A 23,989-nucleotide genomic window follows, 5' to 3' on the forward strand; every position below is an offset into this window, starting at 1 on the left:
TTTCGGAGGATACAGTGGCGACGACGATCCCTCATCACGACCTGAAGCGGCCCGCGCCGGAGGCGCTCAAGAGCGCGCTCGACGCGCTCGCCGCCCGCTTCGGCAACAAGCTCATCACCTCGCAGGCCGTGCGCGAGCAGCATGGCCATACCACGACCTGGCTGCCGACGCAGCCGCCGGATGGCGTGGTGCTGGCGCAGGAGACCGCCGACATCCAGGACGTCGTCCGCATCTGTGCGCCGCTCGGCGTGCCGATCATTCCGTTCGGCACCGGCACCTCGCTGGAGGGCCAGGTCAACGCGCCCGCGGGCGGCATCTGCATCGACATGCGCGACATGAACAAGGTGCTGGAGGTGCATGCCGAGGATCTCGACTGCGTGATCCAGCCCGGCATCACCCGCAAGACGCTCAACGAATATCTGCGCGACCAGGGCCTGTTCTTCCCGATCGATCCCGGCGCCGACGCATCGCTCGGCGGCATGGCCTCGACGCGTGCCTCCGGCACCAATGCGGTGCGCTACGGCACCATCCGCGAGAACGTGCTGGCGCTGAAGGTCGTGCGCGGCGACGGCGAGATCATCAAGACCGGCACCCGCGCCAAGAAGTCCGCCGCCGGCTACGACCTGACGCATCTGTTCATCGGCGCCGAAGGCACGCTCGGCATCATCTGCGAGATGACCATCCGCCTGCGCGGCATTCCCGAGACCATCGCTGCGGCGTCATGCTCGTTCGAGACGGTGCGCGGCGCCTGCCAGGCGACGATCCTCGCCATCCAGACCGGCATTCCCGTCGCCCGCATCGAGCTACTCAATGCCGCGCAGGTGAAGGCCTGCAACGCCTATTCGAAGCTGACCCTGCCGGAGACGCCGCTGCTGCTGCTGGAGTTTCACGGCAGCGAGGCCGAGGTCGCCGAGCAGTCGAAGAACTTCGCCGAGATCGCCGCGGAGTGCGGTGGCGGCGACTTCGCCTGGACCACCAAGCCGGAGGATCGCACCAGGCTGTGGCAGGCGCGTCATGATGCCTATTGGTCGGTGAAGGCGATCCGGCCCGGCGTCGGCGTCGTCGCCACCGACGTCTGCGTGCCGATCTCGCGCCTCGCCGATTGCGTCGGCGAGACCGAGGAGGATCTCGCGCGCCTCCGCCTGACGTCGCCGATCGTCGGCCATGTCGGCGACGGCAATTTCCACTGCTCGCTGATGTGCGATGTCGACGATGCCGACGAGATGGCACGCGGCGAGGAGTTCATGCATCTGCTGGTGGAGCGCGCCCAGGCGATGGGCGGCACCTGCACCGGCGAGCACGGCATCGGTCAGGGCAAGCAGAAGTACCTGAAGTCGGAGCTCGGCCAGGAGGCGCTGGACGCGATGCGCGCCGTGAAGCAGGCGCTCGATCCGCAGAACATCTTCAACCCCGGAAAGATCATCCCGGCGAGCTGATCGTGGTCGTCTGAGCCGAGCCCTCGCTGCATCAGCGGTGCGCTCCCTCTCCCCGTGAAGGACGGGAGAGGGGGCGCAGCGTGCTCGCGGTGACAGTTCGGGTCCTACGCGCTGCTGGAATCCGCCAACAAAAAACGCCGCCGCAACTGATTGCGGCGGCGTTGTCGTGTTCACGTCAGGCGCTCAGCGGCAGACGCGGCGCGGTCCCCACGGGGTCGGTCGGATGAAGCAGGTGCGCGGGGCGTAGACATAGCCCGGGCCATAACCGTAGCCGGGGGCGTACACGCGTGGCGCCGGGCGGCATCGGCCGAACCGGTCACGGAACCAACCGGGTCCGCAGCCGCCGGCAACGCTCTCGACGTTGATCTCCGGAGCCGAAGGCTGGCCCGGCAGGGTGAAGGCCTGGGCGGCCGATCCGCCGAGCATGACGGTCGCGGCGAGCAGGGCGGAGGTGAACAGATTGCGCATTGCAGTGCGGTCCTCTCGGTTGGTTTCGAATCAGTCCAGTCGTTAGACGTCGTCGGACGCGTTTTGGTTTCGCAATTTTTTCGACGTCGCGAAACCCCTTCCCGATACCATAGTGGCGGGTGCGGAGCTGATCAGGCGGTGCAAGCCTGCTGATCAGTCGACGCATTGCGGCGATCCTAATCGCTGCCGTGCGTCGGCGACAGTGTATTTGCCTCAAGGAACATGAACGGTGGCTGACATCCTTTGAAGTGCGTCCGCCGGACGCGGCATCATTTGCCGCTCTTCTGCGCCTTCGCGTCCTTCACAGCGCTCCTGCAGGCGTCGGACAGCTGGTCGAATTTCTCGATCATGCACTGCTTGATGCGCCCGCCGCCGGGCATGATGCCGGCGCAGAGCGTGCGCACCTCGTCACCGCAGGCCTGACGGACGGCCGTCGTGTCCTGTGCCTGTGCGGTGGCAATCGACCCGACGATGAACAGCAATGGCAGCAGCTTGCGCATGAATGACGATCCTTCTCGTGTGCCGCGGCCGACGGGCCGGGCGTCATGAAGGGAGGACTTGTCGCCGCTGAACTTTGCCGGGATGTGTCGTGCCGAGTTGCGCTTCGTAACGATTTGTATCACGCGCTGCCGATCCCGCTCGGCTCATGCCCCCTGCAGCTTCTGCAGTGCGTGATCCACGCTGTGGAACACGCGATCCCGCGGCAGCACGTCGTAGAGGCCGAAGCGCTCGAACGCCGCCTGGGCCCGCAGCGATTCCAGTCGCGCCACGGCGAAGACGATGCCGCTTTCATTGCACATCCTGATCACCTCCCGCAGCGCCTGCGCCGCCGTGAAGTCGATCTCGACGATCGCGCTGGCCTCGAACACCACGATCCGAGGCTTCCGGCTCTGCAGCAGGTGCTGCAGGTCGGCGCGGAACGTTGCGGCATTGAGGAAGCTGAGCGGGGCCTGGAAGCCGACCACGGCGACGTCGGACAGCTCCTCGCCCTTGATCTGCGGATGCGCCGGCCACCAGATCGTCGTCTCCGGCACGCGCTCGAAGCTGATGAGGTGCGCGCGCGTCGTGCTCCAGATGCCGTGCAGCAGCGACAGCGAAATGCCGAGCGCGACGCCCTGCTCGATCGGCAGGGCGATGATCGCGAAGGCGGTGGCGACGATCAGCAGGAACTCGCCCTTGGAGGCACGGTAGACGCTGGCGATCTGCGTCACGCGGATGATGCGCAGCGCGACGAACAGCAGGATGCCGGCGAGCGCGGCCTCCGGCACATGCGCCAGCAGCCGCGCCCCGAACAGCACCAGCAGGAGCACGATCGCGGCCGCGAGCAGGCCTGCGACCTGCGAGCGTCCGCCGGTCTCGACCACGATGCCGGTGCGCGGCGGGCTGGCGTTGACCGGAAACGCACCGAACAATCCGGCGAGCAGGCTGCCGACGCCGGCGCCCAGAAAGTCGCGATCGACCTCGGCAGGATGATCCGGCTCGGAGGGGAACGAGCGCGTGGTGGCCGCCGTCTGCATCATCACGACGACGGCGATCAGGAAGGCCAGCGGCACCAGCTTCGCCCATTGCTCGGGTCCGATCAGCGGCACCGACGGCATCGGAACCTTGCCGGAAAGGGGGCCGATGACCGCTACGCCGCGCGCGTCCAGACCGGCCGCGATCACGAAGGAGGTCGAGGCCGTGAGCGCGATCAGGGCGCCGGGAATGCGGGCGCTGATCCGCTCGCAGAGCATCACCGTCGCGAGCACGCCGAAGCCGATCAGGACCGTAGCCGGGTTGGCCTTGCCGAGTTCTTCCGCAAGCGTCGCGATCCGAACCAGCGTCGGTCCGCTCGGCGACGGCAACCCCAGCACGCCCGGCAATTGCGAGACGATGATGTGCACGGCGATGCCGGCGAGAAATCCGACCGTGACCGGCACCGACAGCAAATTGGCGATGCCGCCGAGCCTGAAGCCGCCGGCCAGCACCAGCATCACGCCGACCAGCAGCGCCAATGCTGCGGCGAGGTTGCCATATTCCGGCGTCCCGCTCGCCGCGAGCAGCGCGAGGCCGCCGGCGAAGATCGGCGTGATCGTGGAATCCGCGCCGCAGGACAGGAACCGGTTCGCGCCGAACAATGCGAAGCCCAGCGAGCCCGCGATGAACGCGAAGAACCCGGTCTCCGGCGTGAAGCCGCCGAGCTTGGCGGTCGCCATCTGTTCGGGGATCGCGATCGCGGCGAGCGTCAGGCCCGCGGCGAGATCGGAGGGCAGCGCGCTGATCCGCCAGCTTTGCAGGGAGCGCAACATCGGCCAATGATGCTCGCCGTCGTGGCGTGGTTGCTCGGTCATGTCGAGGTCTCCGTACGCACCGCGCGGAAGCTGGCTGGCGGCTCAGGCAATGCCGCGATCCCAGGGGGGCTCCGGCGCGAAGGCTGCGGCGAGGTAGTCGATGAAGGCGCGTACCTTGGCCGAGGGCGTGCGGTCCGGCAGATAGACCGCGTGCACGGCCAGCAGATCGGAAGGCGGCACATCGAGATGGATCGCCACCAGCCGTCCTGCACGCAACTCGTCACCGACGATGAAGGTCGGCTGATAGATCACGCCCTGCCCGGCCAGCGCCGCGGCGAGCAGCGCATCGCCATTGTTGGCGCGCAGATTGCCGCTGACGGTCACATCGACCGCCGCCTTGCCGCCCATCCGCCAGCGCGACGGACCGGCAGCCGCCAGCGTATAGCCGAGACAGTTGTGCTCGGCGAGATCAGCCGTGGTGCGAGGCGCGCCGTGCGTGGCGAGGTAGGACGGCGCGGCGCAGACCATCATCCGGCATGGCGCGAGCCGTCGCGCCACCAGCGTCGAATCCTTCAACGTGCCGATCCGGATCGCGAGATCCCAGCCTTCCTCGATCAGGTCGACCAGCCGATCGTTGAGGCCGAGCTCGACGGTGACGCCGGGATAGAGCTTTGAAAACCGCGCCAGCAGCGGGGCGATCTGCCGGGTGCCGAAGGCCAGCGGAACGTTGAGACGCAGCAAGCCGCGCGGCTCGACCCGGTCAGCCGCGATCGCACTCTCGGCCGCCTCGAAATCGCCGAGCACGCGCTCGGCAAGATCGAGATAGCGCCGGCCGGCCTCGGTGATGGTCAGCCGCCGGGTCGTGCGATGGAAGAGCTTGGTGCCGAGCCGGGCCTCGAGGGCCGCGAGATGCTTCGTGACCATCGTCTGCGACATGCCCAGCGCGCGTGCGGCTGCGGACAGGCTGCCGGAGCTCGCGATCCGCGACATCACTTCCAGCCCGGTCAGACGGTCAAGCATCCAGCCTCACTCGCACGGTGTGAGGTGTTTCGCTAGCAGACTCTCGCCAGGCAGGGAATCGTCACTCTGCAGGCCGGAGCGGAGGCGGGGCCTCTCGCCAATCTGGTGCGGCAGTCCGTCATGAAGATGGTCGAATCAGTCTCGCTGCCTCCGCGTCATCGCACTGCAAGTGAAAAGATGTCGCAGCAAGTCCGGGTTCTCGCCGGTATTGGCTTCCGCGCCACGCTCCAGTCCCGAACAATACCGCATTTGATCACGCCTCGACCCAAAGCGGGTCAATTTGGTGCCCGACTTCGCTTTCAGTTTCCGCCGCACGCCAGCGCCTTCTGGGGACGCGCTCGCTTCCATGTGTCATGAGTTAGTAAGGATGGGTTGATGAAAGCAGTGTACAATCTCGCCGTTGCCGCCTGTGGCGTTCTGCTTGCCGGCACGGCAGCGCAGGCAGGAGATTTCAGAGCCCAGCGGCCCGTCGCGGTCTACAATGCTCCGTACTACAATTGGACCGGATTCTATGCCGGTGCATTCGCCGGCGGCGCGCATGGCGTCTGGACCGTCGACTTCTACCGCAACAACAATCACGGCCATTCGGAGCAGGGCGCCGACGGCTTGGCCTTCGGTCTGTATGGCGGATACAACTATCAGTTCGCCAGGAACTTCGTGATCGGCGCGGAGGTCGATCTCGGCAGGTCCACCGCCTCGCAGAGCAACGACATCTTCGACAACGATACATCCTACGCCAAATACGGCATGTTCGGCTCGGCACGCGCGCGCGCCGGCTATGCGTTCGACCGCCTGCTGGTGTTCGGCACGCTCGGCGTCGGCATCGCCGACCTGACCAACACCATTCAGAAGGGCCGCAATGCCGGCGAGCAGGTGGTTTGGGAGAATCAGGTGAAGGCCGGTCTGACGACAGGCGTCGGCGTGGAATACGCCTTCACCAACAACTGGGTCGGACGCGGTGAATATGTCTACACCGACTACGGCAGCGTGACGCTGTTCAACCGCGACGGCAATCGCGCCGACTTCAAGAACGAACTGCATTTGATCCGAGCCGGCGCGAGCTACCGGTTCTGAGCTGGCGGCGCCGACACCAGCGTCCGGTTTCCGGAGCCGTGTCGGCGCCGTGCCTCTGCGGATGAATGCCGGCCTTGACATGCCGGCACCCAACCGTCTCTGACGGTCATCTGATACCTAATCTCACCTTTCTGGTTTGAGCTGTCTTTCCTGGTGGCGCGATTATCGTCTCCTGGGGAATGATCTATGTCTCGGCGAAGTTCATTTGGAGCCCGAGATGATCGATTCACGTACCGCGCCCTACGCCGCCCTTCTGCTCCGCCTCACGCTCGGCGGCCTGTTCCTGGCCCATGCCGGCCTGAAGCTGTTCGTCTTCAGCCCGGCCGGCACCGCGAAGTTCTTCGCCAGCATCGGCCTGCTGCCCGAACTCGCTTATGCCACCATCACCGCCGAGATCCTGGCCGGCATCGCGCTGATCCTCGGGGTCGCCACGCGCTGGGTCGCGCTCGCCGCGGTGCCGATCCTGCTCGGCGCCATCTTCACCGTGCACGGCTCCGCCGGCTTCTTCTTCAGCAATCCAAAAGGCGGCTGGGAATACCCGGCGTTCTGGGCCGTCACGCTTGTAGTGCAGGCTCTGCTCGGCGACGGCGCCTACGCGCTGAGCGCCCTGCGCGGCACTCTTACCGGCGGCCAGTTGCGTAGCGCGCACTGATCGTCAGCGGCGGTTCACTGCCGCTACAATCTCGGTGTCATCCCGGCGAACGCCGGGATCCATACCCACTGGCCGACTGAGTTGAGCACGCTGGTCGACATCCAGCCTGCCTCAAGCTGAGATCACGCGGTATGGGTCGAGGCCGGGACGACGGTTGTGGGTGAGGCGCGACCTGAGATACCAATCGAACGAGGAGCCATGACATGACCCTGCCCAGCATCTTCCTGTCGCACGGCTCGCCGATGCTGCCGCTGACGGCGTCCGCCGCGCGTGACTTCCTTGCCGGCCTCGGCAGCAGCCTGCCGCGGCCGAGGGCCATCCTCGTGATCTCGGCGCATTGGGAGACCGACATCCCCGCCGTCAACGTCGTCGCCGAGAACGACACGATCTACGATTTCTACGGCTTCCCGCCCGAGCTTTATCGGCTGCGCTATCCAGCACCCGGGGCGCCCGATCTCGCCCGCGCCGTCGCGGAGCGCCTGCAGGCCGCCGGCCTTCCCGTCGGCGTCGATCGCGAGCGCGGCCTCGACCACGGCGCCTGGGTGCCGCTGCTGCTGATGTATCCGCAGGCCGACATTCCCGTCGTGCAGCTGTCGATCCAGACCGAGCAGGGGCCGGCGCATCACCTCGCGCTCGGCCGCGCGCTGGCGCCGCTGCGCGACGAGGGCGTGCTGATCATCGGCAGCGGCAGCTTCACGCATAACCTCGGCGAATTCCGCAAGCGCCGGCCCGACATCGACGATCCCGCGCCATCCTGGGTGGTCGATTTCGCCGACTGGGTGCACAGCGCCGCGATCGAAGGCCGCATCGACGACCTCGTCAACTACCGTGCCCTCGCGCCGCATGCCCGCGACAACCACCCGACCGACGAGCACTTCCTGCCGCTGTTCGCCGCGCTGGGCGCCGCCGGAGAGAACGCCCGCGTCGAGCGCCTGCACAACAGCGCGAACTACGGCGTGCTGCGTATGGACGTGTATGCGTTCCATGGCGCAGATCAGGCGAAGGCCGCGGCTTAGGCTGCGCTATCCGAATTCCTCGTCCATGTGAGACGGACAATGGACAATCAAACACAGGTGTCATCGTCCGCGAAGGCGGACGATCCAGTACGCCGTGACGTCACGATTCAATGTCGTCTGCTGCGGAGTACTGGATGCTCCGCCTTCGCGGAGCATGACAGCGGTGGAGATGGAAAAAATTCGACCACAGTTGCCGCCGCTCCTAAGTGAACGCCTGTGTAGTTCATGATCGTGTTGCCCGTCGGGTTACTATGTCGCAGCTGATTTCCCTTGCGTCGTCGGGCAAATCACCACGATCCTCTCGCGCATCCCGCCTCATCATGAAGGGGCGTTGCGCGCGATCGTCACGACACGCGAGGCGGGGAGCGGTGGCCGCGAGAGCTCGCAGCATGTCCTTACGGATGTGCGGACGAACGAGTCTCTTGCGGACGTGAAGTCGCAGCGTGCTGACACCCCGACGCTGGTGTCCCGCGCAGTGCGTAAGCATTGTCGCGAATGGTGGCCAACAAGCCCGGCGCACCAGGCAGACTGCGTATAAGCGTGAAGACCATCGCGCAGGGAGGGCCGGGCGTTCTCGGCCAGACCTGTGGTACCTGCCGCCAGCATTTTCTTTCGCTGGCGGGCCACGGGCGCGGCCAGCGCCCGGCCTTCCCTGCGCCCTTCTACTTTCGAGGGCGATCCATTGGCAGAGCTCGGACGCCGCCGGCGCCGCGAGGAGCGTGCAGCCATGGCCCACGCAGCGCGCCACACCTTCGGTGTCGTCCCGGCCTTGAGCCGGGACCACAGGGTGGTGTTTGGGGCACGCGGGACGATCAGTCTTTTCTCACCGCGAGATCACGCGGTATGGGTCCCGGCGCGGAGGCCGGGACGACACCGATCATGAGGACGGTGCACCGCACACATGACGTCGGAGGTAACTGACACCGTCGCGGCCTGCGCAGAAAGTCCTTGACCCCTCCGCAGGCAAATGATGCGAAGGGTGCACCAGGGAGTGAGAACAACAACAATGCGCCTGCCGTTCTATTATGGCTGGGTCATCGTCGCGGTGACCTTCGTGACGATGGCGATTGGCGTCAATGCGCGCACCGCGTTCTCGCTGTTCTATCCGCCCATCCTCGCCGAATTCGGCTGGGATCGCGGCGTCACCGCCGGCGCCTTCTCCTTCGGCTTCGTTGCGTCGGGCATCGTCAGTCCGCTGATCGGACGGCTGATGGACCGGACCGGTCCGCGTGCGGTCATGGAACTCGGCGTCGCGCTGATGGCCGGCGGCCTGCTGCTGGCGCCGCTGACCTCGCAGCCCTGGCATCTCTACCTCACCATCGGCGTGATGGTCGGCGCCGGCAGCGTCTGCCTCGGCTATTCCGGCCAGTCGCTGTTCCTGCCGAACTGGTTCATCCGCCGCCGCGGCCTCGCCATCGGCATCGCGTTCGCCGGCGTCGGCATCGGCTCCATGACCCTGCTGCCCTGGGTGCAGCACATGATCGCGCAAACCAACTGGCGCACCGCCTGCACCGCGATGGGCATCGTCGTGCTGATCGTGCTTGCGCCGATCAATCTGCTGCTGCGCAAGAAGCCGGAGGAGATCGGCCTGCGCCCCGATGGCGACGCGGCGCCGCTCGCCAGCGCCGCCAAGCCGGTCTCCAACGTCGTCGACGCCGCCTGGGCCGGCATCGACTGGACCCTGTCGCGCGCGCTGCACACGACGCGGTTCTGGTGGCTCGCGCTCGGCTACTTCTTCGGCCTCTACGTCTGGTACGCGGTGCAGGTGCATCAGACGAAATACCTGCTCGAGATCGGCTTCAGCTCGAGCGTCGCGGTGTGGGCGCTCGGCGCGGTCAGCCTGCTCGGCATTCCCGGCCAGATCGCGCTCGGGCATCTCTCGGATCGGCTCGGCCGCGAGGCGGTGTGGGGGCTCGGCTGTCTCGGTTTCGCGATCTGCTTCGCCGCGCTGATCGCGCTCAAGGCGTCGCCGTCGCTGCTGCTGATCTACGTGATGGTCGCAACCCAAGGCGCGCTCGGCTACGGCCTGACCTCGGTGATGGGCGCGGTCGCGCTGGAAATATTCCAGGGCGCGCATTTCGGCAGCATTTTTGGAACGCTGATGCTGATCGGGCTGTGCGGCGGTGCCGCAGGCCCCTGGGTCACCGGCGTGCTGTATGATGTCACGGGCAGCTATACGCCGGGCTTTGCGATCGCCTTCGCCGGCGCGTTTGTTTCGGCGGCCGCGATCTGGATCGCGGCGCCGCGCCGGGTGCGCGTCGTCGCCGGACAGTTACATAGGTTGAAGACGCCGGCGGAAGCTGCGGCATGATGTGTGAACTGGCTGGCTTGCCATGATGCTGCGGCCGTGAACCAATAGGCAAACTCCGGGAAAGGGACCCCATGAACGAGCATGTCCAGGCTGCCAAGGCCGCGCCGCTGTTCAATCCGCTGTCGCCGGAGTTCATCCGCAATCCCTATCCGTTCTATCAGCAGCTCCGCGACAATGATCCGGTGCATGTGACGCCGTTCGGCTCGTTCCTGGCCAGCCGGCACGCGGAGTCGAGCCTCGTGCTGCGCGACAAGCGCTTCGGCAAGGACTTCGTCGCCCGCTCGATCCGCCGTTACGGCCCGGAGATCATGAACGAGCCGATCTTCCGCAGCATGAGCCATTGGATGCTGCAGCAGGATCCGCCGGATCACACACGGTTGCGCGGCCTCGTGGTGAAGGCCTTCACGGCGCGCCGCGTCGAGGACATGCGGCCGCGCATCCAGGCGATCGTCGATTCCACGCTCGACGAGATCATCCCGCACGGCCGGATGGACCTGATCGAGGACTTCGCCTTCAAGCTGCCGGTCACGGTGATCTGCGACATGCTCGGCATTCCCGAGGAGCATCGCGAGGCGTTCTACAAGAGCTCGCGCGAGGGCGGGCGGCTGCTCGAGCCGGTGCCGCTGTCGAAGGCGGAGATCGCCGAGGGCAATGCCGGCAATGCGGTCTCCCGGGCGTATTTCCAGCATCTGTTCGAGCTGCGCCGCAAGCAGCCCGGCGACGACCTGACGACGCAGCTGCTGCAGGCGGAGGAGGACGGCGCCAAGCTGTCGCATGAGGAGCTCACCGCCAACATCATCCTGCTGTTCGGCGCGGGGCACGAGACCACGGTCAATCTGATCGGCAATGGCCTGCTGGCGCTGCATCGCAATCCCGATCAGCTGGCGCTGTTGAAGGCGCGCCCCGAGCTGATCACCAACGCGATCGAGGAGTTCCTGCGCTACGATTCCTCAGTGCAGCTGACCGGGCGGGTCGCGCTCGAGGACATCGATGATCTCGGCGGCCGCCGGATCCCGGCGGGCGAGACCGTGCTGTGTCTGCTCGGCTCGGCGAACCGCGACCCGGCGGTCTATCCCGACAATCCGGAGCAGCTCGATATCACCAGGGCGAATGTGAAGCCGCTGTCGTTCGGCGGCGGCATCCACCATTGCCTGGGGGCGCAGCTTGCCCGCATCGAGGCCGAGGTTGCGATCGGAACCCTGCTGCGGCGGCTGCCGGAGTTGAAGCTGGACGATCCCGACAACCCGGAATGGCGGCCGACCTTCGTGCTGCGCGGCCTCAAGCGGCTGCCGGCACACTGGTAACCATCTTCGTTAACGGAGTTGTTGTGCAACGCCCCCGGAAACAACGACAGCGCTGTGACTTCGCCATACTTAATCCTATATGATGCAACGCTCCGGTCTCGATGCCTGTGGGGCTGCGGTCGCACGGGATGACGGGTTTGGGACGCCGGAGCGTTGTCCTTTGAGGGAGACCCCGTGCAGACGACCCTGCTCGGTTTGGCGATTGCCTTCATCCTTGCGCTTCTTGCTGCGCTGATCGGCCCGTACTTCGTCGACTGGAACCAGTTCCGGCCGCAGTTCGAGGCCGAGGCGGGCAAGATCATTGGCGTGCCCGTGCGGGTCGCCGGTGCGCTGGACGCACGGCTGCTGCCGACGCCGACCTTGCGGTTGCGCCAGGTCACCTTCGGCGGCGCCAATCATCTCGGCAAGCTGCGCGCCGACAAGCTCGACGTCGAGTTCAGCCTTGGCGACCTGATGCGCGGGGAGTGGCGCGCCAACGAGCTGACTATCGGCGGCATGGCCGCCGATCTCGGGCTCGACGCCAAGGGCCAGGTCGACCTGCCGGCCGCCTCGGGCCGCTTCAATCTCGCCGCGCTCGCGATCGACCGCTTCAACCTGACCGGCCGCGTCGCGCTGCATGACGCGGCCAGCCGCTCGACGCTGGAGCTCACCGATATCGTGTTCTCCGGCGACGTCCGCTCGCTCGCCGGCTCGCTGCGCGGCGACGGCGCGGTGTCGATCCGCGGCGGCCGCTATCCGTTCCGGGTGTCGTCGAGCCAGGACAAGGATTCCAACGGCCTGCGCGTCCATCTCAACATCGACCCCGGCGAGCGTCCGGTCATGGCCGATATCGAAGGGCTGATCAGCTTCCCGAATCGCTCGCCCAGGTTCGAGGGCGCGCTGACCTTGTCGTCGCCGCCGAAGGAGCAGGGTGAGGGCAAGGACAAGCCGGCCGGGGATCAGCCCGCGAAGGAGCCGTCCGCCAAGCCGTCAGGAACCGCGAGCCAAGCCGCCGCCACGCCGTGGCGCATCGCCACCAAGATCGTCGGCGACCAGGCCGCCGCCAAGCTCGACCAGATCGAGGTCAGCTTCGGCCAGGAGGATCGCTCGTTGAAATTCGCCGGCAATGGCGACGTCCGTTTCGGCGCCACCCCGACGCTGAAGGCATCGCTCTCCGCGCGTCAGCTCGATGCCGACAAGCTTCTCGCCGGCGGTGACGAGGTCAAGGACAGGCGAGCCATCGCGCCGGCGCTGGTGCTGCCGGCGCTGCGCAACTGGATCGCCCAGCTGCCGACCCTGCCGATGCCGGCCAACGTGCAGTTCTCGACCGAGCAGATCATGCTCTCGGGGCGTCCGGTGCAGAATTTCACCGCCGACCTGCACAACGAGCCGACAGCCTGGAGCCTCGAGAAGGTCGATCTGCGCGCGCCGGGCTCGACGCGCCTGACCTTCCGAACCATCGGCATTTCGACCTCGGTGACGGCGGGCTTCACCGGCGCGCTCGATCTCGACTCTTCGGAGCCCGATACTCTCGTGGCCTGGTTGCAGGGCCGCAGCGACGGCAGCTACCGCACCCAGCGCCCGCTGCGCCTGCGCGGCGACCTCAACGTGGCGCCGGACCGGGTCGCGATCACCAGCCTCAAGGCGGACATCGATGGTGGCTCCGTCGATGGCCGCGTTGCTCTCCTCAATCGCTCGACCGGCGCCGGCTCGCGTTTCGAGGCTGTGCTGAAAGGCGACAGGCTCGATCTCGATGCTGCCATGGCGGTGACGCGTTCGCTGGTCGGCGTCACGGGCGAGTGGCCCGCCGAGGCCAGCGTCGCGCTGGATGTCGGCCGCGCCAAGCTCAGCGGCCAGGAACTGCGTCCGCTGACGGCACGCTTCTCCTACGATCCGAAGACGATTGCGGTCGACCAGCTCAAGTTCGGCCAGAGCGGCGGCGTGACCAGCGAGGGCTCCGGCCGCTTCGATCGCGCCGACGCCACCGGGCGGCTTGCCGTGACCTCGATGGCCGGCTCGCTCAAGGAGATCACGGCGCTGGTGCAGCCCTTTGCACCGCAGATCGCCGCGCGCTTCGATGCGCTGGGTACGCCTGCCGGCGCGGCGCGGCTGAAGCTGACGCTGGACCTCGCCAAGGATCCCGCTAATGCCGACCGCAGCCAGGCCAAGGCGGTGCTCGATCTCGATGCGCCGCAGCTGAAGGGCTCGGCCACGTTGACGGCGAAGCCATCGGCAGCCGCGCTGCGCAGCTTCGAGGTCGATGCCATCGATCGCACCGAGCTCGGCGTCGAGAGCAGGCTCTCCGCCGAGCAGGGCAATGTCGTGCTGGCGCTGCTCGGCCTGGATCGCGTTGCAGCCGTCGGCAATGGTCCCGCCGAGTTTCAATCCAGCGTGGCCGGCAGCTGGCGGACGCCGCTGCGGGTGATGGCCAAGCTCACCGGTGCGGGACTCGACGGCGATGCGCAGGGCACTGTCGATCCCTGGGGCGATGCCACCAAGGCCAATGTCAATCTCCGCCTGCGTGCTGCCAATCTGGCTCCGCTGCTTGGGCTGAAGCCGCAGGATCCGGCCGCGCAGAACATCCGCCTGTTCGGGCGGCTTGGACTCTCCGGCAGCCGGGCGACGCTCGACGATATCGACAGCACGGTCGGCGGCTCGCGGGTGCGCGGCCGGGTGGCCGTGAATCTCGACGACGACAAGCAGATCGAGGGCGAGCTCGGGCTGGACGCGCTCGATGTCCCCCAGGTCTTTTCGGTGCTGATCGGCGCGGCCGGGCGCGAGCAGGCGGAGCCGCTGGGAGCCGGCCTCTCGAAGGGATGGCGCGGCCGCGTCTCGTTCCAGTCGCTGAGCGGCGCGGTCATGAGTGGGATCGATCTGCGTCCGCTCGGCGGCGCGATCAGGAGCGACGGCCAGTCGCTCACCATCGAGAACCTCAAGGGCAAGCTCGGCGGCGGCGAGCTGACGGCGACCGTCGAGGCGCGGCCGAATGCCAACGGCCTCGTCCTCAACGGCCGTGTCGAACTCGCCGGCGTCGATGGCGGCGCACTGCGCTATCGCAGCCTCAAGATGCCGGCAGGCAAGGTGTCGGCGCAGATGACGCTGGCGGCCGAGGGGCGCAGCGTGCAGGGGCTGGTGAACGCGCTCTCGGGCAACGGCACGGTGTCGCTGGACAACGCGTCGATTCCGAATCTCGATCCGCGCGTGTTCGACGTCGCCTTGCGTGCGGCCGACGCCGGACAGGTAAGCGATGACGGCAAGCTCCGGCAGGTGGTCGAGCCGGTGCTGACATCCGGCAGCCTGCCGGTCGCATCGGCGCAGATCCCCTTCATCATTCGCGATGGCCGCGTGCGCGTCGGCGCTACCACGCTGGAAGCACAAGGCGCGCGCGCGATCGTCTCGGGAGGCTTCGACATTCCGGCCGACCAGGCCGATATTCGCGCCAGCCTGAGCTCGAACACCGTCGGCAACGCCAACAGCCGTCCGGAGCTGCAGTTGTTCGTGGTCGGTACGCCCGACGCGCTGACGCGGGCCGTCGACGTGACGTCGCTGTCGTCCTGGCTCGCGGTCCGGGCCATCGATCGCGAGACGCGACGCCTCGATGCGATCGCGCGCGGCGAGGTGCCGCCGGCCTATCCGTCGTCGACGGCGTCGCTGCCGGGCGGTCCCGATGCCAATGCGGCCGTGCCCGGCACAGTTGACGTGCCGCTGCCCGGGCGCGATCCGCGCCGCGATCCGCGCGCCAAGCTCGGCGGTCCGCGTGCGGCCGTGCCGCCGCTCAATGCGCCGCTGTCGGCTCCCGCGGCTGCGCCGCCGCCACCGGCTGCGCCTGTGGCGGCGAGCCAGCCACAGGTCGCGCCCTTGCCGCCGCCGGTCGAGATCAAGCCTGCGCCGGGCGCGCTGCCGCCGCGCCCACGGCCCGTGCCCCGTCCCCCGGTCGTGCTGACGCCGCCGGGCAGCCCATGACATCAGGGCGCGTGGGGGAGGGACCGCGCCGATGATGACGCTGCGCCAGGTCGAGGTCATCCGCGCGGTCATGGTGACCGGCACCATCAACGGCGCCGCGCGGTTGCTGAAGGTCTCGGCGCCCGGCGTCAGCCGTCTCGTGAAGTACACCGAGCGCTCGCTCGGCATCCGCTTCTTCCAGCGTCAGAACGGCCGCTACTTCCCCACGCCTGAAGCCCAGAACATCTTCGAGCAGATCAACAGCGTCTACGAGAAGGTCGACGACCTCAGCTACATCATTTCCAACATCGGCCGCGGCGCGCTGTCGGAGTTGCGCATCGGCTCGGTGCCCAGCATCTCCCAGGTGATGGTGCCGCGCGCGATCGAGCGCGTCCGCCGCCGCTATCCTGACCTCGGCATCGACATCAACATCCTCAAGATCGAGGAGGCGATCGACTATCTGATGCTGGGCAAGGGCGAGTGCGTGGCGATGAGCTATCGTCTCGATCATTCCGCGCTCGAATTCCTCCCTCTCGCGTCGGGCGAACTGTTCTGCATCGTCCCGCCCGGCCATGAACTCGCCGGTCGCAAGCAGGTCTCGGCCGCGGAGATGACGCGCTATCCGCTGATCGGCATCGATCCGAACGACCCTTACGGCCGGATCATGGCCGAGATCTTCGCGCGCAACAAACTCAGCTACAACATCTCGATCAAGGCACGCTTCGGCACCACCGTCTGCGCATTGGTGAAGGCAGGGCTGGGCATCGCCGTGATCGATCAGTTCACGGTGGCCCATGGCGGCTATCCCGGCATCGAGCTGATCAAGATCGCCGAGCCGACCCGCTTCGACACCTACATTGCCGTCAAGCGCGGCACCCCGCTGTCGCTCTCAGCCGAGCACTTCATCGATTGCCTGCGCGCGGAGATGCGCGCTCTGGAGCCGGGCCGCCCGCCGGCGGCGAAGTCGGTGAAGGCTGCCGGAAAAAGATAACATGATGTTAGGTTCGGCGGATATTTGGGTAATTGTGTTAGCGGACAGACGCGCTATCGTCCGCGGCGACATTCATCGCTCGTGCGGCGATCGCGCGAGGCGGCAGCAGAGACTGAAGCGAACGTGCCTGATCTTTCCGCGCTCAAAGCCCGCAAATTCCTGACCGGCTTGATCGGTGCGCCGATCGCGCATTCGGCGTCTCCCGCAATGCACGAATACGCGGCGGCGGTCCTCGGCGTGCGCTGCCACTATCAGCTGATCGAGGTTGCCGGCGCCGACCGCGCGGGACTGGCGTCGCTGCTCGAGGGCGTGCGCCGGCTCGGCTTTGCCGGCGTCAACGTGACCTATCCCTACAAGGAAGCCGTGGTCGAACTGCTCGACGAGCTCGCGCCGAAGGCGGCGGCGATGGGGGCCGTCAATACCGTCGTCGTCCGCGACGGCCGGCTGATCGGCCACAACACCGATACAACCGGCTTCGAGCGCGCTGTCGCGCCGCTCGTCGGCCAGAGCGGACGCGGCGTCGTCGCACTGATCGGGGCGGGTGGTGTCGGCAAGGCGATCGCCTTCGCACTTGCGAACCTGAACGTTGCCGGCTTGCGGATTTTCGACACCGAGCGGGTGCGTACCGAGAGGCTGGCAAGTCTGCTGCCGGCCGGTACGAAGGTGACGGTTGTCGACAGCGTTGATGAGGCCTTGCAGGGGGCGGTCGGCGTCGTCAACGGCACGCCGATCGGGATGCTGCCGAACCGCGGTATGCCGGTGCCGGAGCATCTGCTGCGCGCCGACCTCTGGGTCGCCGACGCCGTCTATTCGCCGTTGTGGACGCCGCTTCTCAAGGCCGCCAAGGCGAGGGGCGCCCAGGTTCTGCTCGGGCGCGAGCTCGCGATCTACCAGGCCGCCGACGCGTTCGAGCTGTTCACCGGGCTGTCGCCCTCGACCGAGGCGATGGGCGCGGCGTTCGACAATCACATGGCGGAGAGATATCCGGCGGTTGACGCCGCCTGAGCTGACCGCCAATACGCGGCGGAACACATCTTTCAAGCAAGAAACGCAAACAAGCGTTTAAGATAGAGGAGGAGACAACGTGAGATCGACCATCCTGGCTGGCCTGTGCTCGGCCGTGCTGCTGTCCGGAGCCGCCTATGCGCAGTCCGGCGCTCCCATCAAGATCGCCAATGTTGCCGAACTCTCCGGCGGCGGCGCCACCGTCGGCAACAATTGGAAGAACGGCATCGACCTCGCCGTCGAGGAGATCAACGCCAAGGGCGGCATTCTCGGCCGCAAGATCGAGGTCAGCCACGCCGACTCCCAGTCCAACCCCGGCGTCGCGCGTGCCCAGGTGCAGAAGGCGCTCGACGGCGAGCCCTACGTGCTGCTCGGGCCGGGCTATTCCGGTTCGGTCAAGGTGACGGCGCCGCTGGCGGCCGAGGCCGGCATCACCCAGATCATGGGCGGCGAGGCCGCTGAGCTGACGCAGGCCGGCAACAAGTTCTTGTTCCGCACCTCGTTCGGCCAGCAGTCCTCGATGCCGAAGGTCGCCAAGTACATCAACGACGAGCTGAAGGCGAAGTCGGTCGCGGTGGTCTGGGTCAACAACGATTTCGGCCGTGGCGGACGCGACGTCATCACCAAGGAGTTCAATCGCCTCGGCATCAAGGTCGCAGCGGACCTGTCGACCGAAGCCGGCCAGGCGGACTTCGCCGCCGACGTCAGCAAGATCAAGGCGGCAGCCCCAGACGCGGTCTTCATCTACGTCAACGAGGAAGAGAGCGCGCGCATCCTGAAGGAGATCAAGCGCCAGGGCGTGACCGCGCCGCTGATCGGCGAGACCACGCTGGTCGGCCAGAAGGTGATCGAGCTCGCCGGCGATGCCGCCAACGGCGCCCGCGGCCATGTCGGCCTCACCACCGACGCGCCCGTCGAGGCCGTCAAGGCGTTCCGCGATCGCTTCGTCAAGAAGTACAACTACGTGCCCGACCACAACGGTCTGAAGGGCTATCTGGCGGTCTACATGGTCAAGGCTACGACCGAGAAGATGGGCAAGGTGGACTCCAAGGGCTTCGCCGACGCGCTGCACGGCCTGACCATCAAGACGGCGACCGAGCCGAACATCCTGATGGATGTCACCTTCGACCAGAACGGCGACATCGACCGCCAGGGCTTCCTGGTCGAGGTGGTCGAAGGCAAGCAGGTCGTTAAGCAGGTGCTGCCGAAGCTCAACTAACGGGACCGGTCGATCGGCGGCGCTGGAGGGGTGATGTCCGGCGCCGCCGTCGCCCAAGGGCCTACGGGGAAACCATGTCCAATCTGCTCGACCTGATCGTGGCGGGTCTCGCCACCGGCGCCATCTACGCGCTCGTAGCCGTCGGCTTCACCTTGCTGTGGCAGACCTCGCAGACCATCAACTTCGCCCAGGGCGAGTTCGTGATGCTGCCGGCCTTCCTGATGCTTGCAGTGATGCATCTCGGCGCGCCGTTCTGGCTCGCTGTCCTCGTTGGTGTGCTGCTGTCGGCGCTGCTGCTCGGTCTCGCCTTCAAGATGCTGCTGGTCGATCCGATGTTGCGCCATGGCGTGCTGCCGCTGGCGATCGCCACCATGGCGCTGGCGATCGGCATCAAGGAGGCCGTGAAGCAGTTCTTCAGCGCCGAGGCCTCGCCATTTCCATCGATCGTTCCCGCCGGCGATATCAGCGTTCTTGGCCGTGCGATCTCGCTGCAGAGCCTCGGCGTGCTCGCCGTCGCGATCCTGGCCGTCGTGGGCCTGACCATGCTGCTCAACCGCACCTCGCTGGGCCACCAGATGCAGGCGGCGGCGCAGAACCCGACCGTGGCGCGCATCATCGGCGTGCCCGTCGAGCGCATGATCCTGCTGACCTTCCTGATCAACGCCGTGCTGGTGGCGCTGGCCTCGCTGCTGATCACGCCGATCTATCTCGCCAAATTCTCCAGCGGCGAGGTGCTGGGGCAGGCGGCGTTCATCGCCGCGATCGTCGGCGGCTTCAACCAAGTCCGCGGCGCCATCGCCGGCGGTCTCCTGATCGGCGTCGTCGACAACCTCGCCGCAGCCTATGTCTCCACCCAGTATCGCGCCGCCGTGCCGATGCTGCTGTTGATCCTGATGATCCTGTTCCGGCCGCAGGGCCTGCTCGGTCGAGCCGAGGAGCGCACGGTATGAGCAAGCACAACAGACTGCTTCTCGTTGCGCTGTCGATCATCGTCGTCGCCGGCCTGATCATCATCCCGATGAACTTCAACCGCTACGGCCTCTATATCCTGAGCCAGTGGGCGGTGATGACCATCGCCGCCATGGGCCTGAACCTGACGCTCGGCTATGCCGGGCAGGTGTCGCTGGCGCAGGGCGCTTTCGTCGGCATCGGGGCCTATGGAGCGGCGATCCTGACCACCCATGGCTGGCCGCTGATCGCGGCGCTCGGGCTCGTGATCGTGATCTGCTTCGTCGTCGGCTGGCTGCTCGGCTATCCGGCGCTGCGGGTGCAGCATCACTATCTCGCCTTCGTCACGCTGGCGTTCTCGACCCTGATGTTCCTTGTGTTCCGCAACGAGAGCTGGCTGACCAACGGCATCTACGGCATCAGCAACATCCCGCGTCCCGAGGTCTTCGGCTTTCCCACCCGCAAGCCGCTGCCATTCTACTATCTCTGCCTCGGATCGCTCGGCCTCGTCACGCTCGCGATGTGGTGGTTGATCCGCTCGCCCTGGGGCCGTGCCTTCATGGCGCTGCGCGAGAATCCGATCCGGGCGCAATCGCTCGGCATCGACACCCGCCGTTACACGTTGATGGCTTTTGCGATCGGGTCCGTGCTCGGCGGCATTGCCGGTGTGCTCTATGCGCCGCTGACGCAATATGTCGACCCCGTGCCATTCAACCTGCAGCTCTCGCTTGATCTCCTGATGATGGTGATCGTCGGCGGCTCTGGCTTCATGTTGGGTCCGTTCCTCGGCGCGATGATTGCGGTGCTGCTGCCGGAATGGCTTCGGTTTGCCGAAGGCTATTATTTGATGCTCTATGCGGCCGCCGTGATCGTGCTGCTGATCTATTCGCCCTCCGGCATTCTCGGCATCCTCGATCGCTATCTCAGCTCAAGGCGGACCCAGGCCGCGTCCGCGTTGCGCGCCGCCGCTCAGTCCAAGCTGGAGGCCGCGCAATGACCGCAGTCCTCGACGTTCGCGACGTCAAGAAGAGCTTCGGCGGCATCACCGCCGTGAACGGCGTCAGCTTCGATGTGCAGGAGGGCGAGATTCTCGGCCTGATCGGGCCCAATGGCTGCGGCAAGTCGACCTTGTTCAACTGCATTCTCGGCCAGTTGGTCCCGAGCGCGGGTGAGGTCAGGGTCGACGGCAAGCTCGTCACCGGGCAGCGGCCGTCGGAGCTCAATCGTCTCGGCGTCAGCCGGACCTTCCAACTGCTGCAGGTGTTCCCGAAACTTTCGGTGCGCGACAATCTGATCCTCGCCGGGCAGGAGCATCGCGGCAGCATGCTGTCGCGCCTGTTCGGGCCGTCGGACGCCGGTCTCACCACCACTGCCGATCAGATGATCGGCTTCTTCAAGCTGGAGCATCTCGCCAACGAGCCGGCCGGCGGCCTGTCCTACGGCCAGCAGAAGCTGCTCGATGCCGCCATGGCCTTCATGGGGGGTCCGCGCCTCGTGCTGCTCGACGAGCCCGCCGGCGGCGTCAATCCGACGATGCTCGGCGATCTCAAGGAACGGTTGATCGCGATCAATCGCGAGCGCCGCGCCACCTTCGTCGTCATCGAGCACAACATGGAGTTCGTGATGTCGCTGTGCTCGCGCGTGATGGTGATGGCGGAAGGCAAGGTGCTGGCGATCGGCAAGCCCGACGAGATCAGGGCCAATCCGGCCGTGATCGAAGCCTATCTCGGACATTGACGGAGGCGGCCGTGAGCGATCCCATTCTCGACGTCCAGAACCTCGTCGGCGGCTACGGCAAGATGACGATCCTCAACGGCACCACCTTCTCGGTGCCCAAGGGATCGATCACCACCGTGATCGGTCCGAACGGCGCCGGCAAGTCGACCGTGTTCAAGGCGATCTTCGGACTGCTGAAGCTTCGCGAAGGCAAGGTGATCTTCAAAGGGCGCGATGTCACGGGCCTGAGCCAGCGCGCGCTGCTCGGCGCGGGCATCTGCTACATCCCGCAAGGCCGCAACATTTTTGGTGAGCTGTCGGTGCGTCACAACATCGAGCTCGGCGGCGTGGCCGCACCAGCGAACATTGATCTTCCGGGCCGGGTCGAGGCGGCGCTCGACGTGTTCCCGGTGCTGCGCAAGAAGGCGGACCGGCAGGCATCGACTCTCTCGGGCGGCGAGCAGAAGCAGCTCGAGATCGCGCGCGGGCTGCTGCTCGAGCCGCAGCTGGTGCTGATCGATGAGCCCTCGATCGGTCTGTCGCCTTTGATGGTGCAGCAGACGTTCGACATGCTGAAGCGGCTCCGCGAGCGCGGCGTCTCGGTGCTGCTGATCGAGCAGAATGCGCGCTCGGCGCTGGAGATTTCCGATTTCGGCATCGTGCTCGAGCTCGGTCGTACAAGGATCATCGACAAGGCCGATCGCGTGCTGGCCGATCCCCGCGTCGGCCAGCTGTTCCTGGGCGGCGCGATGGAGGAGACGGCGGCATGAACAAGCGCTCGATCGCAACGGTTTCCATCTCAGGCGCGCTCGACGAGAAGCTCAAGGCGATCGCTGCCGCGGGCTTCGATGAGGTCGAGATCTTCGAGAACGATCTCGTCGCCTTCGGGATGCGGCCGCGCGAGATCGGGCAGATGTGCCGCGACCTCGGGCTTGCGATCTGCGCCTACCAGCCGTTCCGCGATTTCGAGGGCATGCCGGAGCCGCAGCGCGCGCGCAATTTCATCCGCGCCGAGCGCAAGTTCGACCTGATGCAGGAGCTCGGCACCGACCTGCTGCTGATCTGCAGCAGCGTCTCGCCGGCCTCGCTCGGCGGCATCGATCGCGCCGCCGCTGATTTCCACGAGCTCGGCGAGCGCGCGGCGAAGCGCGGCCTGCGCGTCGGCTACGAGGCGCTGGCCTGGGGCCGTCATGTCCATGACTATCGCGATGCCTGGGAGATCGTGCGCCGGGCCGATCACAAGGCGATCGGCGTCATCCTCGACAGTTTTCATGCGCTGGCGCCGGCGCTGCCGACCAACGCGATCCGCGCCATTCCGGCCGACAAGATCTTCCTGGTTCAGCTCGCCGACGCGCCGAAGCTCGAGCTCGACGTGCTGTCCTGGAGCCGGCACTTCCGCAGCTTCCCAGGGCAGGGCGATCTGCCGGTCGGGGAGTTCATGGCCGCCGTGGCCGCGACCGGCTATTCCGGATCGCTGTCCCTCGAGATCTTCAACGACCAGTTCCGGGCCGGCTCGGCGCCGCGCACTGCGCTCGACGGCATGCGTTCGCTGCTGCTGCTGCAGGATGATCTGGCCGGGACGATGCCCGTCGCGGCGGAGCCGCGCTTCGAGCCCCGCGTCAGGAGTCACGGCATCGGCTTCGTCGAATTCGCCGTCAGCGAGGATAAGGCGCAGTCGCTCGCCGCGTTGTTCGCGCAGCTCGGCTTCCGCAACACCGGGCGGCATCGCAGCAAGGCGGTGCAGCGCTGGTCGCAGGGCGCGATCGAGCTCGTGATCAATTGCGAGCCGGCGAGCTTCGCGCATTCGCACTATGTGACGCATGGTCCGGGTGTCTGCGCGCTGGCGCTCGAGGTCGACAGCGCCGATCGGGCCATGGCGCGGGCGCAGTCGTTGAAGACGCGCACCTTCACCCAGCCGGTCGGTCCGGGAGAACTGGAGATTCCGGCGATCCATGGCGTCGGCGGCAGCCTGCTGTATTTTCTCGACACGCATGGCCGGCATTGGGATGTGGACTTCGAGCCCGTCGTCAGCGACAAGGCCGCCGATCGGCTCGTTGCGGTCGATCACATCGCGCAATCGATGCCGCACGAAGAAATGCTGTCCTGGCTGCTGTTCTACGCCGGGATCATCGATTTCTCGCGGCTGCCGCAGATGGAGATCGCCGACCCCAGAGGCCTCGTGCAGAGCCAGGCGATCGTCAACGGTGATCGCAGCCTGCGCTTCATCCTCAACGGCTCCACGGCGACGCGCACGCTGTCGTCGCGCTTCATCTCCGAGTTCTTCGGCTCCGGCGTCCAGCACATCGCGTTCTCCTGCGACGACATCTTTGCTGCGGTGGCCGAGATGCGCGCCAGAGGCGCGGGATTCCTCGACATCCCCGACAATTATTACGACGATCTCGAAGCCAAATACGATCTTGCGCCCGAGACGATCGCCGCGCTGCGCGCCAACGAGATCCTGTACGACCGTGACGGCGACGCCGAGTTCTTCCAGGTCTACACCCACATCTTCGAGGAACGCTTCTTCTTCGAGATCGTGCAGCGGCGCAACTACCAGGGCTTCGGTGCCGCCAACGCCGCGATCCGCCTCGCCGCGCAGGCCCGCGAGGTACGGCCGGATACGATGCCGCGGCTTTGA

19 protein-coding genes are annotated in these 23,989 nt (G+C 66.6%); 15 read left to right on the forward strand and 4 right to left on the reverse strand.

Annotated features, from left to right (window positions below):
• Positions 1 to 14 precede the first annotated feature (14 nt).
• Entirely contained in the window at positions 15 to 1,436 is a 1,422-nt protein-coding gene (locus tag QXZ94_RS33870; RefSeq protein WP_315725806.1) for an FAD-binding oxidoreductase, read from the forward strand.
• Positions 1,437 to 1,619: 183 nt separating this feature from the next.
• Here QXZ94_RS33870 and QXZ94_RS33875 read toward each other — a convergent pair whose 3' ends face one another.
• The 4 genes from QXZ94_RS33875 to QXZ94_RS33890 form a co-directional block, all read right to left on the reverse strand.
• Positions 1,620 to 1,904, reverse strand: a complete 285-nt coding sequence (locus tag QXZ94_RS33875; protein WP_172111001.1) for a GCG_CRPN prefix-to-repeats domain-containing protein — start codon at positions 1,902 to 1,904, stop codon at positions 1,620 to 1,622.
• 269 nt (positions 1,905 to 2,173) lie between these two features.
• A complete protein-coding gene (locus tag QXZ94_RS33880) occupies positions 2,174 to 2,404 on the reverse strand; it encodes a hypothetical protein (RefSeq protein ID WP_172179656.1) in 231 nt (76 codons plus the stop codon).
• Between the two features lie 144 nt (positions 2,405 to 2,548).
• Positions 2,549 to 4,234, reverse strand: a complete 1,686-nt coding sequence (locus QXZ94_RS33885) for a SulP family inorganic anion transporter (RefSeq protein ID WP_315725810.1) — start codon at positions 4,232 to 4,234, stop codon at positions 2,549 to 2,551.
• A 42-nt stretch (positions 4,235 to 4,276) separates the two neighbouring features.
• The gene (locus QXZ94_RS33890; protein ID WP_172131725.1) at positions 4,277 to 5,194 is read right to left on the reverse strand and encodes a LysR family transcriptional regulator; all 918 of its coding nucleotides are present in this window, start codon (positions 5,192 to 5,194) and stop codon (positions 4,277 to 4,279) included.
• Between the two features lie 375 nt (positions 5,195 to 5,569).
• On the opposite strand from QXZ94_RS33890, the gene QXZ94_RS33895 reads away from it, so the two are divergent.
• The 14 genes from QXZ94_RS33895 to QXZ94_RS33960 all read left to right on the forward strand — a co-directional run bounded on the left by QXZ94_RS33895 (position 5,570) and on the right by QXZ94_RS33960 (position 23,989).
• A complete protein-coding gene (locus tag QXZ94_RS33895) occupies positions 5,570 to 6,268 on the forward strand; it encodes an outer membrane protein (protein ID WP_172110997.1) in 699 nt (232 codons plus the stop codon).
• Positions 6,269 to 6,485: 217 nt separating this feature from the next.
• On the forward strand, positions 6,486 to 6,920 hold the full coding sequence (locus tag QXZ94_RS33900; RefSeq protein WP_315725813.1) for a DoxX family protein: 435 nt from the start codon (positions 6,486 to 6,488) through the stop codon (positions 6,918 to 6,920).
• Positions 6,921 to 7,123: 203 nt separating this feature from the next.
• The gene (locus tag QXZ94_RS33905; protein ID WP_315725815.1) at positions 7,124 to 7,936 is read left to right on the forward strand and encodes a class III extradiol ring-cleavage dioxygenase; all 813 of its coding nucleotides are present in this window, start codon (positions 7,124 to 7,126) and stop codon (positions 7,934 to 7,936) included.
• A gap of 1,006 nt (positions 7,937 to 8,942) precedes the next feature.
• On the forward strand, positions 8,943 to 10,247 hold the full coding sequence (locus tag QXZ94_RS33910) for an MFS transporter (protein WP_315725817.1): 1,305 nt from the start codon (positions 8,943 to 8,945) through the stop codon (positions 10,245 to 10,247).
• A gap of 71 nt (positions 10,248 to 10,318) precedes the next feature.
• Complete coding sequence (locus QXZ94_RS33915) at positions 10,319 to 11,551, forward strand: cytochrome P450 (protein WP_315725819.1); 1,233 nt, start codon at positions 10,319 to 10,321, stop codon at positions 11,549 to 11,551.
• A 174-nt stretch (positions 11,552 to 11,725) separates the two neighbouring features.
• Positions 11,726 to 15,493, forward strand: a complete 3,768-nt coding sequence (locus tag QXZ94_RS33920; RefSeq protein ID WP_315725821.1) for an AsmA-like C-terminal region-containing protein — start codon at positions 11,726 to 11,728, stop codon at positions 15,491 to 15,493.
• Positions 15,494 to 15,524: 31 nt separating this feature from the next.
• Positions 15,525 to 16,463, forward strand: a complete 939-nt coding sequence (locus QXZ94_RS33925) for a LysR family transcriptional regulator (protein WP_315725823.1) — start codon at positions 15,525 to 15,527, stop codon at positions 16,461 to 16,463.
• 123 nt (positions 16,464 to 16,586) lie between these two features.
• Positions 16,587 to 17,468, forward strand: coding sequence for a shikimate dehydrogenase (locus QXZ94_RS33930; RefSeq protein WP_315725826.1), 882 nt, complete (start codon positions 16,587 to 16,589; stop codon positions 17,466 to 17,468).
• 79 nt (positions 17,469 to 17,547) lie between these two features.
• Positions 17,548 to 18,687 (forward strand): ABC transporter substrate-binding protein, encoded by a 1,140-nt coding sequence (locus tag QXZ94_RS33935; RefSeq protein WP_315725828.1) that lies wholly within the window; start codon positions 17,548 to 17,550, stop codon positions 18,685 to 18,687.
• Positions 18,688 to 18,761: 74 nt separating this feature from the next.
• The gene (locus QXZ94_RS33940) at positions 18,762 to 19,637 is read left to right on the forward strand and encodes a branched-chain amino acid ABC transporter permease (protein WP_172110988.1); all 876 of its coding nucleotides are present in this window, start codon (positions 18,762 to 18,764) and stop codon (positions 19,635 to 19,637) included.
• Entirely contained in the window at positions 19,634 to 20,632 is a 999-nt protein-coding gene (locus tag QXZ94_RS33945) for a branched-chain amino acid ABC transporter permease (RefSeq protein ID WP_172110987.1), read from the forward strand. The genes QXZ94_RS33940 and QXZ94_RS33945 overlap by 4 nt, the downstream gene beginning before the upstream one ends.
• Positions 20,629 to 21,372, forward strand: a complete 744-nt coding sequence (locus QXZ94_RS33950) for an ABC transporter ATP-binding protein (protein ID WP_315725831.1) — start codon at positions 20,629 to 20,631, stop codon at positions 21,370 to 21,372. Before QXZ94_RS33945 ends, QXZ94_RS33950 begins: the two co-directional genes overlap by 4 nt.
• A gap of 11 nt (positions 21,373 to 21,383) precedes the next feature.
• The gene (locus tag QXZ94_RS33955; RefSeq protein WP_315725833.1) at positions 21,384 to 22,121 is read left to right on the forward strand and encodes an ABC transporter ATP-binding protein; all 738 of its coding nucleotides are present in this window, start codon (positions 21,384 to 21,386) and stop codon (positions 22,119 to 22,121) included.
• Positions 22,118 to 23,989 carry a bifunctional sugar phosphate isomerase/epimerase/4-hydroxyphenylpyruvate dioxygenase family protein gene (locus QXZ94_RS33960; protein ID WP_315725836.1) on the forward strand — a complete coding sequence of 624 codons (1,872 nt, stop codon included), beginning with the start codon at positions 22,118 to 22,120 and terminating at the stop codon, positions 23,987 to 23,989. The genes QXZ94_RS33955 and QXZ94_RS33960 overlap by 4 nt, the downstream gene beginning before the upstream one ends.

This window comes from Bradyrhizobium sp. SZCCHNS2022, assembly GCF_032377575.1.
GTDB lineage: Bacteria > Pseudomonadota > Alphaproteobacteria > Rhizobiales > Xanthobacteraceae > Bradyrhizobium > Bradyrhizobium aeschynomenes.

Excerpts from the sequence above, each read along its gene's own strand:
- QXZ94_RS33895 (WP_172110997.1), top strand. The coding sequence starts at position 5,570 with ATGAAAGCAGTGTACAATCTCGCCGTTGCCGCCTGTGGCGTTCTGCTT.
- QXZ94_RS33945 (WP_172110987.1), top strand. The coding sequence starts at position 19,634 with ATGAGCAAGCACAACAGACTGCTTCTCGTTGCGCTGTCGATCATCGTC.
- QXZ94_RS33900 (WP_315725813.1), top strand. The coding sequence starts at position 6,486 with ATGATCGATTCACGTACCGCGCCCTACGCCGCCCTTCTGCTCCGCCTC.
- QXZ94_RS33960 (WP_315725836.1), top strand. The coding sequence starts at position 22,118 with ATGAACAAGCGCTCGATCGCAACGGTTTCCATCTCAGGCGCGCTCGAC.
- QXZ94_RS33905 (WP_315725815.1), top strand. The coding sequence starts at position 7,124 with ATGACCCTGCCCAGCATCTTCCTGTCGCACGGCTCGCCGATGCTGCCG.
- QXZ94_RS33940 (WP_172110988.1), top strand. The coding sequence starts at position 18,762 with ATGTCCAATCTGCTCGACCTGATCGTGGCGGGTCTCGCCACCGGCGCC.
- QXZ94_RS33925 (WP_315725823.1), top strand. The coding sequence starts at position 15,525 with ATGATGACGCTGCGCCAGGTCGAGGTCATCCGCGCGGTCATGGTGACC.
- QXZ94_RS33885 (WP_315725810.1), bottom strand. The coding sequence starts at position 4,234 with ATGACCGAGCAACCACGCCACGACGGCGAGCATCATTGGCCGATGTTG.
- QXZ94_RS33875 (WP_172111001.1), bottom strand. The coding sequence starts at position 1,904 with ATGCGCAATCTGTTCACCTCCGCCCTGCTCGCCGCGACCGTCATGCTC.
- QXZ94_RS33950 (WP_315725831.1), top strand. The coding sequence starts at position 20,629 with ATGACCGCAGTCCTCGACGTTCGCGACGTCAAGAAGAGCTTCGGCGGC.
- QXZ94_RS33880 (WP_172179656.1), bottom strand. The coding sequence starts at position 2,404 with ATGCGCAAGCTGCTGCCATTGCTGTTCATCGTCGGGTCGATTGCCACC.
- QXZ94_RS33915 (WP_315725819.1), top strand. The coding sequence starts at position 10,319 with ATGAACGAGCATGTCCAGGCTGCCAAGGCCGCGCCGCTGTTCAATCCG.
- QXZ94_RS33910 (WP_315725817.1), top strand. The coding sequence starts at position 8,943 with ATGCGCCTGCCGTTCTATTATGGCTGGGTCATCGTCGCGGTGACCTTC.
- QXZ94_RS33890 (WP_172131725.1), bottom strand. The coding sequence starts at position 5,194 with ATGCTTGACCGTCTGACCGGGCTGGAAGTGATGTCGCGGATCGCGAGC.